Source organism: Mesorhizobium sp. M0047 (genome assembly GCF_040323315.1).
Classification (GTDB): Bacteria; Pseudomonadota; Alphaproteobacteria; order Rhizobiales; family Rhizobiaceae; genus Mesorhizobium.
The window spans coordinates 99,437-114,679 of sequence record NZ_JAMYUW010000001.1 but is presented as its reverse complement, the minus strand read 5'-3'; the positions used below and the strand labels follow the sequence as shown (position 1 = coordinate 114,679).

Annotated in this window: 18 protein-coding genes and 1 pseudogene; 13 read left to right on the top strand and 6 right to left on the bottom strand. The window is 62.3% G+C overall.

Features of this window, described 5'->3' with window-relative positions; translation table 11 throughout:
* Positions 1–114: 114 nt before the first annotated feature.
* On the bottom strand, positions 115–882 hold the full coding sequence (locus NKJ89_RS00545; RefSeq protein ID WP_352598986.1) for an NIPSNAP family protein: 768 nt from the start codon (positions 880–882) through the stop codon (positions 115–117).
* A 94-nt stretch (positions 883–976) separates the two neighbouring features.
* Here NKJ89_RS00545 and NKJ89_RS00540 point away from each other — a divergent pair, with 94 nt between their 5' ends.
* From NKJ89_RS00540 to NKJ89_RS00500, 9 genes are all read left to right on the top strand, one after another.
* Complete coding sequence (locus NKJ89_RS00540; RefSeq protein ID WP_352598984.1) at positions 977–1,657, top strand: TetR/AcrR family transcriptional regulator; 681 nt, start codon at positions 977–979, stop codon at positions 1,655–1,657.
* Positions 1,658–1,848: 191 nt separating this feature from the next.
* A complete protein-coding gene (locus NKJ89_RS00535) occupies positions 1,849–2,982 on the top strand; it encodes a metallophosphoesterase (protein ID WP_352598982.1) in 1,134 nt (377 codons plus the stop codon).
* Between the two features lie 222 nt (positions 2,983–3,204).
* Entirely contained in the window at positions 3,205–3,858 is a 654-nt protein-coding gene (locus tag NKJ89_RS00530) for a glutathione S-transferase family protein (protein ID WP_352598980.1), read from the top strand.
* Between the two features lie 652 nt (positions 3,859–4,510).
* Positions 4,511–4,720 (top strand): cold-shock protein, encoded by a 210-nt coding sequence (locus NKJ89_RS00525; protein ID WP_010915421.1) that lies wholly within the window; start codon positions 4,511–4,513, stop codon positions 4,718–4,720.
* Between the two features lie 363 nt (positions 4,721–5,083).
* Entirely contained in the window at positions 5,084–5,311 is a 228-nt protein-coding gene (locus NKJ89_RS00520) for a hypothetical protein (RefSeq protein ID WP_023761966.1), read from the top strand.
* Positions 5,311–5,718, top strand: coding sequence for a hypothetical protein (locus tag NKJ89_RS00515; RefSeq protein WP_352598978.1), 408 nt, complete (start codon positions 5,311–5,313; stop codon positions 5,716–5,718). Before NKJ89_RS00520 ends, NKJ89_RS00515 begins: the two co-directional genes overlap by 1 nt.
* A gap of 1 nt (position 5,719) precedes the next feature.
* Positions 5,720–5,887: a hypothetical protein gene (locus NKJ89_RS00510; RefSeq protein WP_352598976.1), complete on the top strand. Its 168-nt coding sequence runs from the start codon at positions 5,720–5,722 to the stop codon at positions 5,885–5,887.
* A gap of 21 nt (positions 5,888–5,908) precedes the next feature.
* Positions 5,909–6,322: a YkgJ family cysteine cluster protein gene (locus NKJ89_RS00505; protein ID WP_502904067.1), complete on the top strand. Its 414-nt coding sequence runs from the start codon at positions 5,909–5,911 to the stop codon at positions 6,320–6,322.
* A gap of 68 nt (positions 6,323–6,390) precedes the next feature.
* Entirely contained in the window at positions 6,391–7,002 is a 612-nt protein-coding gene (locus NKJ89_RS00500; protein ID WP_352598974.1) for a LysE family translocator, read from the top strand.
* Positions 7,003–7,102: 100 nt separating this feature from the next.
* On the opposite strand, the gene NKJ89_RS00495 is transcribed toward NKJ89_RS00500, so the two are convergent.
* The 4 genes from NKJ89_RS00495 to NKJ89_RS00480 form a co-directional block, all read right to left on the bottom strand.
* On the bottom strand, positions 7,103–7,381 hold the full coding sequence (locus tag NKJ89_RS00495; RefSeq protein WP_352598972.1) for a hypothetical protein: 279 nt from the start codon (positions 7,379–7,381) through the stop codon (positions 7,103–7,105).
* Between the two features lie 441 nt (positions 7,382–7,822).
* Positions 7,823–9,478, bottom strand: coding sequence for a chaperonin GroEL (gene groL / locus NKJ89_RS00490; protein WP_128336279.1), 1,656 nt, complete (start codon positions 9,476–9,478; stop codon positions 7,823–7,825).
* A gap of 63 nt (positions 9,479–9,541) precedes the next feature.
* Positions 9,542–9,838, bottom strand: coding sequence for a co-chaperone GroES (gene groES / locus NKJ89_RS00485; protein ID WP_031261112.1), 297 nt, complete (start codon positions 9,836–9,838; stop codon positions 9,542–9,544).
* Positions 9,839–10,015: 177 nt separating this feature from the next.
* The gene (locus tag NKJ89_RS00480; protein ID WP_352598970.1) at positions 10,016–10,642 is read right to left on the bottom strand and encodes a TetR/AcrR family transcriptional regulator; all 627 of its coding nucleotides are present in this window, start codon (positions 10,640–10,642) and stop codon (positions 10,016–10,018) included.
* 249 nt (positions 10,643–10,891) lie between these two features.
* Between NKJ89_RS00480 and NKJ89_RS00475 the strand changes: the two are divergent.
* The 3 genes and pseudogenes from NKJ89_RS00475 to NKJ89_RS00465 all read left to right on the top strand — a co-directional run.
* Positions 10,892–11,350, top strand: a pseudogene (locus NKJ89_RS00475) (MFS transporter); the annotation flags it as partial.
* A gap of 42 nt (positions 11,351–11,392) precedes the next feature.
* Positions 11,393–13,267 carry an MFS transporter gene (locus NKJ89_RS00470; protein ID WP_352599328.1) on the top strand — a complete coding sequence of 625 codons (1,875 nt, stop codon included), beginning with the start codon at positions 11,393–11,395 and terminating at the stop codon, positions 13,265–13,267.
* Entirely contained in the window at positions 13,264–14,409 is a 1,146-nt protein-coding gene (locus NKJ89_RS00465) for a DSD1 family PLP-dependent enzyme (protein ID WP_352598968.1), read from the top strand. The genes NKJ89_RS00470 and NKJ89_RS00465 overlap by 4 nt, the downstream gene beginning before the upstream one ends.
* A gap of 7 nt (positions 14,410–14,416) precedes the next feature.
* Here the strand turns inward: NKJ89_RS00465 and NKJ89_RS35690 are convergent, their stop codons facing one another.
* Positions 14,417–14,575, bottom strand: a complete 159-nt coding sequence (locus NKJ89_RS35690; protein WP_502904066.1) for a hypothetical protein — start codon at positions 14,573–14,575, stop codon at positions 14,417–14,419.
* Positions 14,576–14,853: 278 nt separating this feature from the next.
* Here NKJ89_RS35690 and NKJ89_RS00455 point away from each other — a divergent pair, with 278 nt between their 5' ends.
* Positions 14,854–15,237 (top strand): hypothetical protein, encoded by a 384-nt coding sequence (locus tag NKJ89_RS00455; RefSeq protein WP_352598966.1) that lies wholly within the window; start codon positions 14,854–14,856, stop codon positions 15,235–15,237.
* Positions 15,238–15,243: the final 6 nt, after the last annotated feature.

Genomic DNA, 15,243 nt, shown 5'->3' with positions numbered 1-15,243 from the left:
ATGCTGGCTGCGGGCAGCGTCAAGTTTTTCGGTGTCGCGGCCGACGATCAGGACGCCCCCGCCGGCTCTCCGGCAAAGCGCGCTCCGGCAGGTGCCGCACTCGAATCGCCTCAATCATCTCCCAAGTTGCGAACGCGATGTCGGCGAGAGGCGCAAGGTCTCCGTTAGTTTGGTCAGACCGAGCTGCGCCTGCCATGCCGGCGAGGCGGCGAGCGCGGCTTTGTGGAGGACATGCGCCTCGGCGCTGTCAAAGCCAGCGACAGACATGAAGACGTTTTCATCAGCCCGCACCGGCAGGCGCGGAAAACTGTTTTCGGCATGCTCGGTGACGAAAGCACCGAGCAGGTTTGCTCCAGACGCCGTTATCAACGGTGCCATTTCGGCTTCGAAGCGGCTGGCGAAATCAGCCTCCGCGCCGGGCTGGAGATGATGAATCTGGATGACAACGAGGCCAGTCGGCGGCCTGTCTTGAATTGAGTTTTCGTCGGTGGCCAGGCTTGGACGCTGCGCGCCCGTAAGGTCGAAGCCGGCGCCCGGCCACGCGGGCTTCAGCAGCAGCACGTCGTCGGAATCGATCATTGTCGCGTTGGCCGCATGTTTGTGCGCCGCCCAGACCGGGCCGTCATAAAAGGCGGCGAGAGCATTTGTCCGCGCATCCATGCCGTCGAAGCCGCGCATCCAGACGAACATGTCAGGGCGATCGAGATCCCGGAACTGGCCGATGATGGTCATTCCAACGTCCTCCTGGCCCTCGATCAGCTTGCCGTCGAAAATGTCGATAAGCGTGTCGCGCTGTCCGGGCTTCAGCGTGTATTGCCGAAGTTCGACGACAGGCGAGGCGAGCACCGCGGGCATCGGCGAGGCATTCAGGGGCATGTTCATCCAACTCTCCTCAAAACAGGGTGATCATCCTGTTTATAAACAGACCGGTTGTCCTGTTTTGTCAATATGCTAGAGTTCGGCAATGTCAGCAGAGATGAACGTTCAATCAAAATCGCGCCCGCGAAAACGCATCAACGACCCTGAAGGCATGCGCAAGAAAGTGCTCGATGTCGCCGAGGACGCGTTCCAGGCGCGCGGCTATCACGCCTCTAGCATCGGCGACCTGATGGCGGCGGCGGGCGTCAGCGGCGGAGCGCTGCATCACCACTTCCCGACCAAGAAGGCGCTGGCGCTGGCGGTGATCGACGAGCGTGTGGCGGCAGCGGTGGAACAGACATGGATCGCGCCGGTGCTGGCGGCAGCATCGGTGCGCGAAGGCGTGCGCGCCGTGTTCGAGGCGGTGGCGGCGGAACTGGAGCAGCAGGGTTTCGTGCGAGGCTGTCCGCTCAACAATCTGGCGCATGAGCTGTCGCTCGCCGATCCCGATTTTCGGATTGCCCTTGCCGGTATTTTTGCCGATTGGCGGCGGGCGATTTCGGAAAAGGTGCGGGCGGACCAGCAGGCGGGCAGGGACGAGGGCACAGATCCCGAGCGCTTCGCCGCGCTGGCGGTCGCCACCTATTCCGGCGCCATGTCGATGGCCAAGACGGCGCAGGATCCGAGCGTGCTGCGGGACTGTTTGGCTGGACTGGAGCGGAGTGCGCTGTCGTCATCTCAAGGCGGACTGGCAGCCAGGCGACGTCGCCGGGTGCTGCCAAGACCGAGAACCCTTTGATGTCACAGCGATAACGCGCCGCTACTGCGCCGGCGGCTTTCATCTCATAGCCTTCGGAACTTGCGCCTTCGTCGCAGCGCCTCGGCAGCCTGGTTCTCGAAGGGCGGAGATGCAGGCCTTTGGCACGATGTCGAATGGCGGCAAGGAGAGGCGCTGGACGGCCGGCCGCTCTCCATGCTGAAATTCAGCTCATGATGAATAGCCGTTCGCCTGGATTGTTTTCTCGTCGCAACTTTTTGGCGCAGGCCGTAGGTTTTGCCGCGGCCGGCGCATCGTCGCGCCCGGCATTCAGCCAGACCGGCCTACGCATCCAGCCCATCGACGCCACCTTCCTGTTCATCGCCGATGTTCATGCCTGCCGCATGGCGAGCGGCTTGAGCCCCAACTGCCGGCAGGAAGGAAAGACTGACGCGGCCCTGCTGCGCAACGTGACGGCGCTCAACGGTCTCGCCGACAAGGACTGGCCCACCGAGATCAACGGTGTCGCCAGTGGCCTGCGCTCGGCGGGCGGCCGCATCGGCAGGCCGCTCGGCCTCGTCGTCGGCGGCGACATCACGGACGATGGCGGCGGTCAAATCACCCAGCCGAGCGAGGGCACCCAACTGCTCCAGTTCAGCCAGCGCTACCAGCAGGGCGTCGGCCCCGATCGCGTGCACATGCCCGTCTATGTCGGGCTCGGCAACCATGATCTCGACCAGAACGGGCCGCCGCACCATGTCGACTGGTACAGGCGCGAATTGCGCGACTATGTCGAGGTCAATCATCGCGCCGGCGTGTTCTTCAAGCCGCCGGTGCCGGCCACCGACTATGATATCGACACCGACTGCTATTCCTGGGACTGGGGCGGCCTGCATCTGATCCAGACGCATCGTTTCGCCGGCGATACTGGCCACGGCGCCGAGAGCAGCCTGTCATGGCTGAAGCAGGATCTGGCGACCTATGCGGCGGATGGCCGCCCGGTCATCCTGTTCCAGCACTATGGCTGGGACACCTTCTCCATAGAACGCTGGGATGCCGCCAAAAGGCACTACGACGATGACGGCTCCGGTGCACCGCACTGGTGGGGCGAGGCCGACCGGCAGGCGCTGTTGGCGGCGCTCAAGGGCTACAATGTCGTCGGCATTTTCCATGGCCACCAGCACGACACGCCGCTGATCTATCGCAGGGATGGGCTCGATCTGTTCAAGCCGAAGGCTGCCTATATGGGCGGTTTCGCGCTGGCCAGGGTGACCGGCAACGGCTTGGACGTGGTGCTGGGCGAGGCAACCGGCGATCATGGCGAGGTCGCCTTCACCAATGCCTTCAGCAAGGGTTGGAGCATATGAAGAAGGCGACCCTCGCGGCCGCCTTTTCCGCATCTCCTGGGAGTTTTGAATTCGGAGGAATTCATCCGCGGGAGGCTAACGAGCCGGCGTCGGTTAGGTTCCAGGCGTCGCCCGGGCGTCAGATCAGGTCGTGCTTCCGCCTCCCGAGGCAAGGTCGGCGAGCTAGGCTGTTACCAAGCGCCGACCAACGGATTGCAGGTGATCGTGCGCGCGGGTAGAAAAATGGCTGAATTCACGCTCTTCATCGGCAACAAGTGCTTTTCCTCATGGTCGCTCCGGCCATGGGTGGCGATGCGGCATCTGGAGATCCCGTTCGACGAGAGCTTCGTGCGACTGCGCACGCCGGAGACGTTTGCAAACCTGGCGAAAGTGTCGCCGACCGGCCAGGTGCCCGTCCTGAATCACAATGGCAAGACCATCTGGGAAACACTTGCCATCCTTGAATATCTGGCTGACCTTTTTCCAGACAAAAGACTTTGGCCGGCCGACATCGACGCCCGCGCACTGGCGCGCTCGGTGGCGACCGAAATGCATTCGGGTTTTCGCGAGGTCCGCTATGGCTGGCCGATGAATTTGCGCCGGCCGAAGGGCCACAAGCCGCTCGACGCCGAAGGCGAACTACAGCGCGAGCGCATAGAGACGATCTGGCGCGAGTGCCGGGAACAATACGGCAAGGGCGGTCCGTTCCTGTTCGGCCATTTCACCGCGGCCGACGCCATGTATGCGCCTGTCGTCACCCGCTTCGACACCTACGGCGGCACGCTTGCGCCGGATACACGCGCCTATGTCGACGCCATTCTTGCCACCCCGGCGATGCGCCATTGGTATGCGGAAGCGGCAAAGGAGACATGGCCGGAGCCCGGCCCGGATGAATGACCTTCTTCCCCCGCCCGGTCGCCTGAACGGCTCTCGAAGACAGAGCCGGCGAGAGTCGGCGATCGCCGGCTGACGGAAACCTCAATCGTTAAGGCCCGCTCTGGCGCAATCAGTGTGCCCGACGCGTCGTATTCGGCGATCACATTACCGTCGCGTCTTGTGTGATGTTGCCGGCAAGGTCCGACTGGAAGCCGCGGTCTGGTGCGACGCCGCTGGGGATACGGCCAGCCGGTTCGTCACCATACAAGAACGCCCCTCGCACGTTTTATTGTACGGGAGGCGTCCTTTGTGTCAGCGTCCCTGAGATCGCTCTCTGAAACTGCTGACATAATGAAATGCATGGGCGCGAAATTGGTTCCCAGCATGCTGCTATTTTTTTGATGGAACAGGCGCCTTGGTTTCTGTGCCCGGAGCCGCCGGCGAATGGATCCTCGCCAGGCGCGTCTGCGTCGAATCTGGTGAGAAGAAAACCAGAAATTGACACACCCGCAAAAGAAGCCTACAAGGAATTCGTCGATATTTGTTTGACTGACTTTTGTTATCCGCGCTTTCGAGCGCGCCTTTGACGAACTTCCCACATCAAAAATCGGGACAAACGACGTCATGCATCCGCATGGCGTCGAACGAATATTTGCCATGGAAAGGGTTCGTCATGAGCACCGGCACAGTTAAATGGTTCAACGCCACCAAGGGTTTTGGTTTTATTCAGCCTGACGACGGCTCTGCCGACGTTTTTGTCCACATCTCGGCCGTAGAGCGCGCCGGTATGCGCGACATCGTCGAGGGCCAGAAGCTCGGCTACGAGATGGTCCGCGACAACAAGTCGGGCAAGATGTCCGCCGACCAGTTGAAGGCGGCCTGAAAAAAGAATTCAGCTCTCCCGGTGACCACGGATGTACTGGCACCGGTGAGTAGCGAATTCGAGCGCATGGCCGCGGAGACCTGAGTTTCCACGGCATGTCATGGGCATGAGAAGGGCGTTCCCGTGCATCCCCGGTGCATCCTTTTGGATGTCACCTGGTTGCGCGGCGCTCTCATGAAGGTCAGGCGGTGCCTGGCCTTTTTCATTTTGCGCGTCTTGCCGCTGAAAATGCGCCGCGCGCCGACCTGGACGTGCTATGGGACGCTCCAGCAATTGAATCCGCTGCCGTATGGCTTCGTGCATGGTCCCGACCGAAGACCTGGTCTTGCTCCATCGTCACGGGCTCCTGACAGGAGAAAGATTTTGACCGCTCAATCGAAGACAACAGCCGAACAGGCCGTGTCCTTGTTCAGCAAGACGCAAACCCAGTCGATGTCGCTCAACCGTATCAATTCCGAGCGCGATGCCGTCAGCCAAGCGCGTGAAGCCAAGACCGCGCGCTTGCGCGAATTGCGCCTGGAGAAGGAGGCCGATGAGTTGGCCGCCGCCGCGGCGCTCGCCGCTTTGCCGAAGCGAACCGGAAGACGCTGATGGCTACCAAGCGCGTGCCTCCGAAACTGATCGCCGCCGATTCGACCATCGCCGACGTGGTCGATGGCCTCAACAAGCCGGTCGAATATGTGCGCCGGGTGCTGGAAAAGCTGGAGCGCTGCAAACGCGCTCATGGCGATGCCCAGGTGCGGGTCGGTGTGCGCGGTCGCGCCGAATGCCCGAACTACCTGATCGAATATGTCCGTGAAGACGCCAAGACCCATGAGCGCGTGACCCATCAGGACGCCGCCTACAGCGGCAGCACGCATCGCGAGCTGGCAGTGCACCACATCGCGGAAGTCAGAAACTGGTCGCCCGAGGAAATGAACATCACGGCGGTTTCGGCGTTGATCGGCCGCCTGCGCAATCCACGTGCACCAACATCGCGCTTCGTCGACGAGGACTGACATGGCCATAAAATTCTCCACCAAGGACCAGCCGGCAACACCGGCTGCCACCGCAAAACCGGCCAAGCCGGTTGCCGCGCCGAAAGCCGGCGAAGCCGCCGAGACCGCGACCGATCTGTTCAAGTCGCCGGCCGAAGCGTCGTCGCGCAAGACAGGCAAGAAGAAATGACGGGCAAGAAGACATAGCCCCTTGCCGCAAGACGCCGATCGCAATCCTGCCGCGCCGGGGCTGTCTGCCCTGGTGGCCGCTGCAAGTCCTTTGTCGTCGCAGCGCAGCACCGCTGCTCTCTTCGACTGTCAGAGCTGCGGCGCCTGCTGTTCCTACTCGGCCGAGTGGCCGCGCTTTTCCACCGAGGACGACGCGCAGCTCGACCGAATCCCAGAAAAATATGTAGCCGCCAATCTGTCCGGCATGCGCTGCGAGGGCGTGCGCTGTTCTGCCCTTTGCGGCGAGATCGGCAAGTCGACCGCCTGCGGCATCTATGAACTCCGCCCGGACGTCTGCCGCGCTTGCATGCCTGGTGACGACGATTGCCTGATGGCGCGCCGGGCGCATGGGTTGCCGGTGGAACCGCCAATCTCGCCCCAGGACGGGACGGATTAAACCCACTGCCGCTTGCGCGCCATTATCCGCCCCGATACCTTCCGCCGGGCGGGGCAGCGGAGGATTTTATGAGCATCGAATTTCTGTTGACGTCGCTGATCGTCGTGGCTTCGCCCGGCACCGGCGTTCTCTACACGCTGAGCGCCGGCCTGTCGCGTGGCGCGCGGGCCTCGATCATCGCCGCCTTCGGGTGCACGCTCGGCATCATTCCGCATATGGCGGCGGCCATCACCGGTCTTGCGGCGTTGCTGCACACCAGCGCGGTTGCCTTCGAGACGCTGAAATATCTTGGCGTCGCCTACCTGCTCTACATGGCCTGGAACACGTTGAAGGAAAAGGGTGGCCTGAGCGTCGAACAGGATGTGACGCCGCGCTCGGCCCGCAAGGTGATTGCTACCGGCATCCTCGTCAACGTGCTCAATCCGAAACTGTCGATCTTCTTCTTCGCCTTCCTGCCGCAATTCGTCAGCACCACCGAGCCCAACGCGTTGTCGAAGATGCTGGAGCTCAGCTCCGTCTTCATGCTTTTGACCTTCGTGGTCTTTGTCGGCTACGGCATCTTCGCTGCCTCGATCCGCAGCCATGTCGTGTCGCGGCCAATGGTGCTGACCTGGATGCGCCGAACCTTCGCAGGCGCCTTCGTCATGCTCGGCGCAAAGCTGGCGCTGGCCGACCGGTAGAAACCGGTTCGCGGGTCCTGGCGTCTCTGCGCAAAATCCCTGCCAGATAGTCAGAAGGCGAGCCCAGGCTCGCCTTCATCTAGTCTTCAACTCCGGGCAATCACTTGTTGGCGCCGCCGAGAGCCTTCAATTTTTCGCAGAACGGCGCGTGTGGTTTGCTCATCGCAGCGTCCTGGCATTCCTTCATCATCATGGCCTGATCGTCCTTGGACATCGCTGCCCAAGCGGCCTTCATTTCATCGTCGGATTTCATCGTCTTCATGCTCGAATCGGTGAAGAACGGTTCCATCATCTTGGGCGAGTCAAGCGCCCCGGCAAATGCCGTGCCGCTGAAGACAGCCAATGCGAGTGCTCCAAAGCAGGCGGTTCTAATGCTCATCGCACGAGTCCTCCCTCATGGGTTTTCTCGATCGTCGAATGGCGGTCGCGCCCGGTTCTAGCACAGATTGAAATAGTTTAGGACTAACTCATATGGCTGTGGTCGGGCGTTCTCGTGCGTCAATATGGATTAGCGGAAGGTCTGCCGACCCATGGCGCTGACCTGGTGCGCCACACCTTCGGCGCCAAGCTGGCGCTGGCGGATCGCGTGCTGAGTCCGGTCGAGATCGCCGGCCACAGTTCGATACAGGCGGCCTTGCCGGCGTAGCTGGCCCCGACGAGGTCGCGGCGCTGATCGAAGCCGCAGTGCTTGCCGGCGAGGTACGGCAGCGCGCGGATGCCGCCGTCTGAGGACCGATTAGGCGCGGCGATCGAGATCTGCGCCAAACAAAAAGGGCGCCTTTCGGCGCCCTTTCCGTAAGTCTAGCGAGATTGGTTTGGATTAGAAGTCCATGCCGCCCATGCCGCCCATGCCGCCGCCGCCCATGCCGCCAGGCATGCCGCCGCCAGCCGACTCCTTCTTCGGAGCCTCCGCGATCATGGCTTCGGTGGTGACCAGCAGGCCGGCGACCGAGGCCGCGTCCTGGAGAGCGGTACGAACGACCTTGACCGGATCGACGATACCCATGGCGATCATGTCGCCATATTCGCCGGTCTGGGCGTTGTAGCCGAAGGTCGCGCCCTTGTTCTCAAGGATCTTGCCGGCAACGATCGATGCTTCCGCACCGGCGTTGGCCGCGATCTGGCGGGCCGGAGCCTGCAGCGCACGACGAACGATGTTGATGCCGGCGGCCTGGTCGGCATTGACGCCGGTGGCCTTGATGTTGGCCGAAGCGCGCAGCAAGGCAACGCCACCGCCAGCGACGATGCCTTCTTCCACGGCCGCGCGGGTCGCGTTGAGGGCGTCATCGACGCGGTCCTTCTTTTCCTTGACTTCGACTTCCGTCGCACCGCCGACGCGGATCACCGCAACGCCGCCCGCGAGCTTCGCGAGACGTTCCTGCAGCTTCTCCTTGTCGTAATCCGAAGTGGTCTCTTCGATCTGCTGCTTGATCTGGGCAACGCGGCCCTGGATCTCGGCCTTCTTGCCGGCGCCGTCGACGATGGTGGTGTTCTCCTTGGAGATCGACACCTTCTTGGCGCGGCCGAGCATGTTGAGGCCGACGTTCTCGAGCTTGATGCCGAGGTCTTCCGAGATGACCTGGCCACCGGTGAGGATGGCGATGTCTTCCAGCATGGCCTTGCGGCGATCACCGAAGCCCGGCGCCTTCACGGCGGCGATCTTCAGGCCGCCACGCAGCTTGTTGACGACCAGCGTGGCCAGAGCCTCGCCTTCGACGTCTTCCGAGATGATGAGCAGCGGCTTCGAGGTCTGCACGACGGCTTCGAGAACCGGCAGCATCGCCTGGAGGTTGGAGAGCTTCTTCTCGTGCAGGAGGATGTAGACGTCCTCGAGCTCGGCAACCATCTTGTCGGCGTTGGTGACGAAGTAGGGGCTGAGGTAACCGCGGTCGAACTGCATGCCTTCGACGACTTCAAGTTCGGTCTCGGCGGTCTTGGCTTCCTCAACCGTGATGACGCCTTCGTTGCCGACCTTCTGCATCGCTTCCGCGATCATCTTGCCGACCGACTCGTCGCCATTGGCCGAGATCGTGCCGACCTGGGCAACTTCCTCGGAGGTCTTGATCTTCTTGGCAGCCTTGCCGAGCGCAGAGACGACTTCGGTCACGGCCAGGTCGATGCCGCGCTTCAGGTCCATCGGGTTCATGCCGGCGGCAACGGCCTTGTGGCCTTCCTGGACGATCGACTGCGCCAGAACGGTCGCCGTCGTGGTGCCGTCGCCGGCGATGTCGTTGGTCTTCGAAGCAACTTCGCGGACCATCTGCGCACCCATGTTCTCGAACTTGTCTTCAAGCTCGATTTCCTTGGCGACGGTGACGCCGTCCTTGGTGATGCGCGGCGCGCCGAACGACTTGTCGATGACGACGTTGCGGCCCTTGGGGCCGAGCGTGACCTTCACCGCGTCGGCGAGGATGTTGACGCCGCGCAGCATGCGCTCGCGGGCATCACGGGAAAATTTTACGTCTTTGGCAGCCATTTTTAGCTCCTGGCAGGGGCTTTAGATTGAGCCCGGGAATTCAGTTGATGAAAAGGCCTGATATCAGCCGATGATGCCCATGATGTCGGATTCCTTCATGATCAGAAGGTCTTCGCCATTGAGCTTGACTTCCGTGCCCGACCACTTGCCGAACAGGATGCGGTCGCCGGTCTTGACATCCAGCGGAACCAGCTTGCCAGCTTCGTCACGAGCGCCGGAGCCGACGGCGATGATCTCGCCTTCCTGCGGCTTTTCCTTTGCCGTGTCGGGGATGATGATCCCGCCAGCGGTCTTGGATTCGGATTCGACCCGACGAACGACCACGCGGTCATGAAGCGGGCGGAACTTCGACTTTGCCATTTTTTCTTCCTCGATGAGAACGGTGAGAAACAGTTCCTCCGTCCGGCGGCGCCGGACATATGAGTTAGCACTCACCAATGGCGAGTGCTAACGTGGCGCTGAAATAGGCTGGCGGCCTGCCAGAGTCAAGGCGCGTAGCGCTGACCTGGAGCGTGAAATTTTTCTACGGATTGAAGCTTACAGAAACAGCCGCAGCTGGGTGTGGATGATGGAACGATAATCCTCGATTGTCCGCCGGCTTTCCGCGTCGCCCTCGGCAAGCGCCAGGCGCACCACACCACCGGCGAGCTGGAAGATCAGCAGAACCATGCGTTCGAACTGCTCGCGCTTCTCCGGCTCGATCAAGGCGGCGACATGGTCGCAGAACATCCTGGCCTGATGTCGGGTTTCGGCGATGTCTAGGTTCTTGAGCGCCTTGTCGGCCTGGATGGCGTTCTGCAGATCCTGGATGGCAGGATCGCCGGCGACGCGGCTGAGATAGTCGTCAAGCAGCCGGTCGGCGGCCACGATCACGTCCTTCGCCTCGCGGACATCGGCGATGATCGCTGTCAGCCGTGCACGGCTGACCTCTGAAAACCGTTCGTAGAGCATCGCCAGGATCGCCGATTTGTTGGGAAAGTAGTGGTAGACGGTGGCAATCGGCCCGCCCGCCAGCAGGCCGACTTCCTTCATGGTGACGGCATCGATGCCCTTTTCGCCGATCAGTCGCATGGTCGTCGACAGGATCGCGTCGATGCGCTCGCGACTGCGCTCCTGCTTGGGTCTGCGCCTGGGCGCGGTGGCTGTTTTCGTCACTTCCGTCATACACCGATCTTTCGCGCGGTTCTCAAATTCCAGTTGACAAAAAATATGATCAAGTATCAGTTTCCAGAATGCTGACAGGTTGTCAGTTTTTTTGCCGCACGGCAAGGACGTTGGGAGGCGCCTTTGGCTTCGACAAATACCGGCCGCGCAGGCGATGACGACTGGCTGGTCGGAAATCCGACCGGCGCACAGCTTGCGTCGGCATTGTGGGTTGGCTCGGTCGGCTTGCTCATCCTCGGGCTGCAGCCCGTGCTGCTCGGCGCGCTCTACAGCGAGGGCCATGTCACCGGCGATGAACTGGCGCTGGTTGCGACCGCCGAGATGATCGCCATCGCCATCGGTTCGGCTGTCCTGGCGATGCTGCTTTCGGCGCACAACATGCGCTGGAAAAGTGCCGTCCTTTTGCTGCTGCTGGCGCTGGCCAATGTGTGGACGGCCTATGCCGCAACCGCCAACACGCTGATCGCTGCCCGCGCGCTGGCCGGCCTTGCCGAGGGCGGTCTGGTGGCGGTCGCCACCGAGTTGATCGCCCGCTCGCGGCGCGCCGAGCGCATCGGCGGCTATTTCGTCACCATGCAGACGCTGGCGCAATGCGCGACTGCCCTGTTGCTGGCGCTCTATGTCATCCCGGCCGCCGGATCGGCCGGAGGCTTCATCGTTCTTGCCGTCGTCTGCGTCGCGTCGCTGGCGGTCGCCTTCACCGTCCCTGGCGACTATGCCGATCTGCCCAAGGACGAGAATCTGGCCAATGTGCTGACGGTTCCTTCGCTCACCGCGCTGCTGTCGGTGTTCTGCTACTTCATGTTCTTCGGCGCGGTCTGGGCCTTCCTGGAGCCGCTTGGCGCGCAATACGGCATCGATGGCCGCACCGTCGGCCTGATCGTCTCTGCCAGCCTCGCGGCGCAGGTCCTGGGTGCGATGACGGCAACCGTCTTCGAGGCGCGCATCGATTATCGCCTTGCAGTCGCGACGATCGGTGTCGTGGCGCTTGTCAGCTCCCTGGTCCTTGCCAGCGGACCTGACCTCACCACATTCTGGGTCGCCGCTCTGGTCATGGGCTTCATTCTTTTGTTCATCGTGCCCTACCAGATCCGGCTGGCGATCACCGCCGACGAGACGCGCACCGCCGTGCTGCTGGTGCCGGCAGCCCAGCTTTTTGGCCTGGCGATCGGGCCGATCGCCGCGTCACTGCTCATCGACGGCAAGGATTTCCGGCCGGTGCCGGAATTCGCCGCCGCCAGCGCTGTGGCCAGCGTGCTTCTGCTTGGTCTGTTTGTCTTGGTGGCGCGGGGGCGCCCCCCCCGCGCCGGGCCGGGGAGCGCCATGTCGAACAACTGGAGCAACTGGTCGGGCTTTGTCACCGCCGAACCGCGGTTGATCGCCAGTCCCGCCGATGCCGGCGAACTGGGTGATCTCATTCGTACCGCACTTGGCCCGGTCCGCGTCGTCGGCGCCGGCCATTCCTTCACCCCGCTGGTGAAATCCGAGGGCACCATCCTGTCCTTGGAGAAATTGGAAGGGCTGGTCTCGCACGACGCCGAAAAACATCAGGCGCGGGTGCGGGCAGGAACCCGGCTCGGCCCGCTGATGCACATCCTGCAAGGCATTGGCCAGGGCCTGCCCAATATGGGCGACATCGACCGCCAGGCGATCGGCGGCGCGCTGGGCACAGCCACGCACGGCTCGGGACCAAAGCTCGGCGCCTATCACACCCAGCTGGAGACGGTGCAGATCGTCGACGGGCTTGGCAAGCTGCGCGACTTCAAGCGGGCAGGGGACCAGGAGACGATCCATGCCATCGGCGTCGCGCTCGGAGCCTTCGGTGTGCTGACCGAAGTAACGCTCAACAACATCGCGACCTACAGGCTGCGCCGCCGCAAATGGGTGCTGCCGATCACTGAGATGCTGCGCGAGTTCGAGACGATGATGGCCGCGCATCGCTCGGCCGAATTCTACTACATTCCGTTTTCCGGCTATGCGCAGTTCATCGCCAGCGATCTCAGCGACGTAGCACCGACCCCGCGACCGCCGGAAGCGGATGAGGCCGGGTTGAGGACGCTGCGCCGGCTGCGCACCGCGCTCGCCTGGCTGCCGTCGCTGCGCGGCCGCCTGATCCGTTCGGCGGTCGCCAAATTTCCGGCCGAGGACTACGTGCAGGACTGGCTCAACGTCTATGCCAGCGACCGGCAGACCAAGTTCAACGAGATGGAATATCATTTGCCTTTCGAGGTGGGCCCGAAGGCGCTGGCCGAAATCATCGAGCTGACGGAGAAGCATTTTCCGGAGGTCTATTTTCCGATGGAGGTGCGCACCGTTGCCCCCGACGAATTCTGGCTGTCGCCATTCTACAGGAGGCCGACCTGCTCGATCGCCATCCACCATGACGCGGCAAATGATCCGCTGCCGTTCATGCGGGCGGCCGAGCCGATCTTCCGCAGATATGGCGGCAGGCCGCATTGGGGCAAGATGCACAGCCTGAAGGCGGTGGAGCTGAAAAAGCTCTATCCGCGCTGGGACGACGCCATGGCGGTGCGCCGCGATATCGATCCGCAAAACCGCTTGGTCTCGCCCTACATGGCCGGCCTGTTCGGCATCGAGCCCGGTCCTTCTGGCAGCGAACGATGAGCGCCTATTTTTCCGCCCTGTCGGCCGCGCTGAAGTCCGCCGGCATCTTCCAGCCCTGCCTGGTGCTGGATCTCGGCCGGCTGGACCGCAACATCGCACTGGTGAAAGACAGGCTTGCCCCCGGCCTCGCCGTGCGGTTGGTCGACAAGTCGCTCGCTTGCCCGCCCCTGCTCGCCCATATCGCCAAGGCGCTTGGCACCAATCACGTCATGACCTTCCATCCGCCGATCAGCGAGGCGGTGCTGAAGGCGTTTCCCGATGCCGATCTGCTGTACGGCAAGCCGATGCCGGTCGGCGCGGCAAGGGCAGCGCTGGTGAACGGCGAGGCCGACTGGTCGCGTGTCTGCTGGCTGATCGATACCCAGGACCGACTGGCGGAATATGGCGCGCTCGCCGACGAACTCGAGATCGAGCTGCGCATCGCCTTCGAGATCGACGTCGGACTGCATCGCGGCGGCTTTGCCAGCCCGGAGGCGTTGTCGCAGGCACTGAGCGCACTGCCATCCCACAAACGCCTGCGTTGCGAAGGCGTCATGGCCTACGAAGCGCATTCGCCGCATATTCCCAACCTGTTCGGCGGGCCGGTGAAAGCCTTGGCAAAGGCGTCGGCGCAGGCCACGGCGTTCGTCGCTTGTCTCGGCGCCGACCAGCGCCGCATCTTGAATATCGGCGGCAGCAAGACCGCACTGCTCCATCATGGCAGCGTCGCCAATGAAGTGTCGATGGGCTCGGCCTTCGTGCTGCCCAGCGATTTCGACACGCCCGGCCTTGATGGCTTCCAACCGGCTGCCTTCATCGCGACGCCGATCCTGAAAGTGGTCGCGCCGATGCTGCCCGGCCCGCCGGCCGTCACCCGCTTGCTGCAGGCACTCGGCCGGTTTCCGCGCAAGGGCTGCTATCTCTATGGCGGCAAGTGGATGGCCGAGCCGGTGTTCCCCGAAGGCATGCAGACGAACGGCCTGCTCGGCCTGTCCTCCAACCAGCAATTCATGGGCTTGCCGGCTGATGCGACTGCAAGGCCCGGCGACTACGCCTTCCTGCGCCCGACGCAGAGCGAGGCCGTGCTGCAGCAATTCGGATCGATCGCGGTGTTCTCCGGCGGCAGGATAATCGATCGCTGGCCGGCGCTGCCGATGGCGTGATCGCTTATCATTTCACCGGCATCCAGATCTCCAGCCCGCCATCGCCGCTGCGCGGGTCGAATTCGACGCCGTAGTCGAAATTGCCGGCATCGTCGCCGTTGACGCAGAGGCGACGTCGCCGGTCTCGCCCGGAATGTTGCCGATATAGGGGCCGAAGCGCTGCCATTGCCTCGGAATGGCGGCGCTGGTTCGCAGCTTTAGCGTTCGCCGAGGCCGGCGATCAGGAACGACCGGCTGGTCTCGAAGCGCGGGGGTTCGAACCGTTCGGCGACCTCAAGAAAGTCGAGACAGACATCTGAGCATTTACTAATGTAGACAAGTATAAATTAGATATTTATTCCGGAATTCGAGTCAAAATACCAAAATCGCTTTGTGGAATCTTAACAAGAGTCGCATATCGCAGAGAAGGTACAAGTAAAAATAGATGATGAGAAGTTTTATCCTATGCGTCCCAAATCTCATCCACTGTCACTTGCTTTTCGGGTGCTGTACCCGATGGTGCCGGTGTCGATCTTCGTAGGAATTGGCTGGTTTTGGGGACTCCCCGAAGTTTGGCATCTGCCTCAACCTGAAGCTAAATCAGACAACAAGCTGTGGCTTGTCACCTATGTCGGCCCGAAGGTCAGTGAGGTGGTGGGACCGCTATCGAGCGGTATGGATGAGTGTTCTGATCGCGCTTCGGAAATGAACGAGCAATGGCTGAAACAGATGGCCTCCGAAGATGAGGCTGGTGCAAACGGCGAAACAGATTTTGAGAAGACTATGTCCGCAAAGTGCATCAAGGCGTTTTTCCGGCCGGTCATAAGCTACTGGCCGGAAGACGCTTAGGCTCAC

Bases quoted from the DNA above. Each gene is read 5' to 3' on its own strand.
- NKJ89_RS00515 (WP_352598978.1), top strand. From the start codon at position 5,311: ATGGCTACCAAGCGCGTGCCTCCGAAACTGATCGCCGCCGATTCGACC.
- NKJ89_RS00545 (WP_352598986.1), bottom strand. From the start codon at position 882: ATGAACATGCCCCTGAATGCCTCGCCGATGCCCGCGGTGCTCGCCTCG.
- groES (WP_031261112.1), bottom strand. From the start codon at position 9,838: ATGGCAAAGTCGAAGTTCCGCCCGCTTCATGACCGCGTGGTCGTTCGT.
- NKJ89_RS00495 (WP_352598972.1), bottom strand. From the start codon at position 7,381: ATGAGCATTAGAACCGCCTGCTTTGGAGCACTCGCATTGGCTGTCTTC.
- groL (WP_128336279.1), bottom strand. From the start codon at position 9,478: ATGGCTGCCAAAGACGTAAAATTTTCCCGTGATGCCCGCGAGCGCATG.
- NKJ89_RS00530 (WP_352598980.1), top strand. From the start codon at position 3,205: ATGGCTGAATTCACGCTCTTCATCGGCAACAAGTGCTTTTCCTCATGG.
- NKJ89_RS00540 (WP_352598984.1), top strand. From the start codon at position 977: ATGAACGTTCAATCAAAATCGCGCCCGCGAAAACGCATCAACGACCCT.
- NKJ89_RS00525 (WP_010915421.1), top strand. From the start codon at position 4,511: ATGAGCACCGGCACAGTTAAATGGTTCAACGCCACCAAGGGTTTTGGT.
- NKJ89_RS00465 (WP_352598968.1), top strand. From the start codon at position 13,264: ATGAGCGCCTATTTTTCCGCCCTGTCGGCCGCGCTGAAGTCCGCCGGC.
- NKJ89_RS00535 (WP_352598982.1), top strand. From the start codon at position 1,849: ATGATGAATAGCCGTTCGCCTGGATTGTTTTCTCGTCGCAACTTTTTG.
- NKJ89_RS00510 (WP_352598976.1), top strand. From the start codon at position 5,720: ATGGCCATAAAATTCTCCACCAAGGACCAGCCGGCAACACCGGCTGCC.
- NKJ89_RS00480 (WP_352598970.1), bottom strand. From the start codon at position 10,642: ATGACGGAAGTGACGAAAACAGCCACCGCGCCCAGGCGCAGACCCAAG.
- NKJ89_RS35690 (WP_502904066.1), bottom strand. From the start codon at position 14,575: ATGGCAGCGCTTCGGCCCCTATATCGGCAACATTCCGGGCGAGACCGG.
- NKJ89_RS00455 (WP_352598966.1), top strand. From the start codon at position 14,854: ATGCGTCCCAAATCTCATCCACTGTCACTTGCTTTTCGGGTGCTGTAC.
- NKJ89_RS00500 (WP_352598974.1), top strand. From the start codon at position 6,391: ATGAGCATCGAATTTCTGTTGACGTCGCTGATCGTCGTGGCTTCGCCC.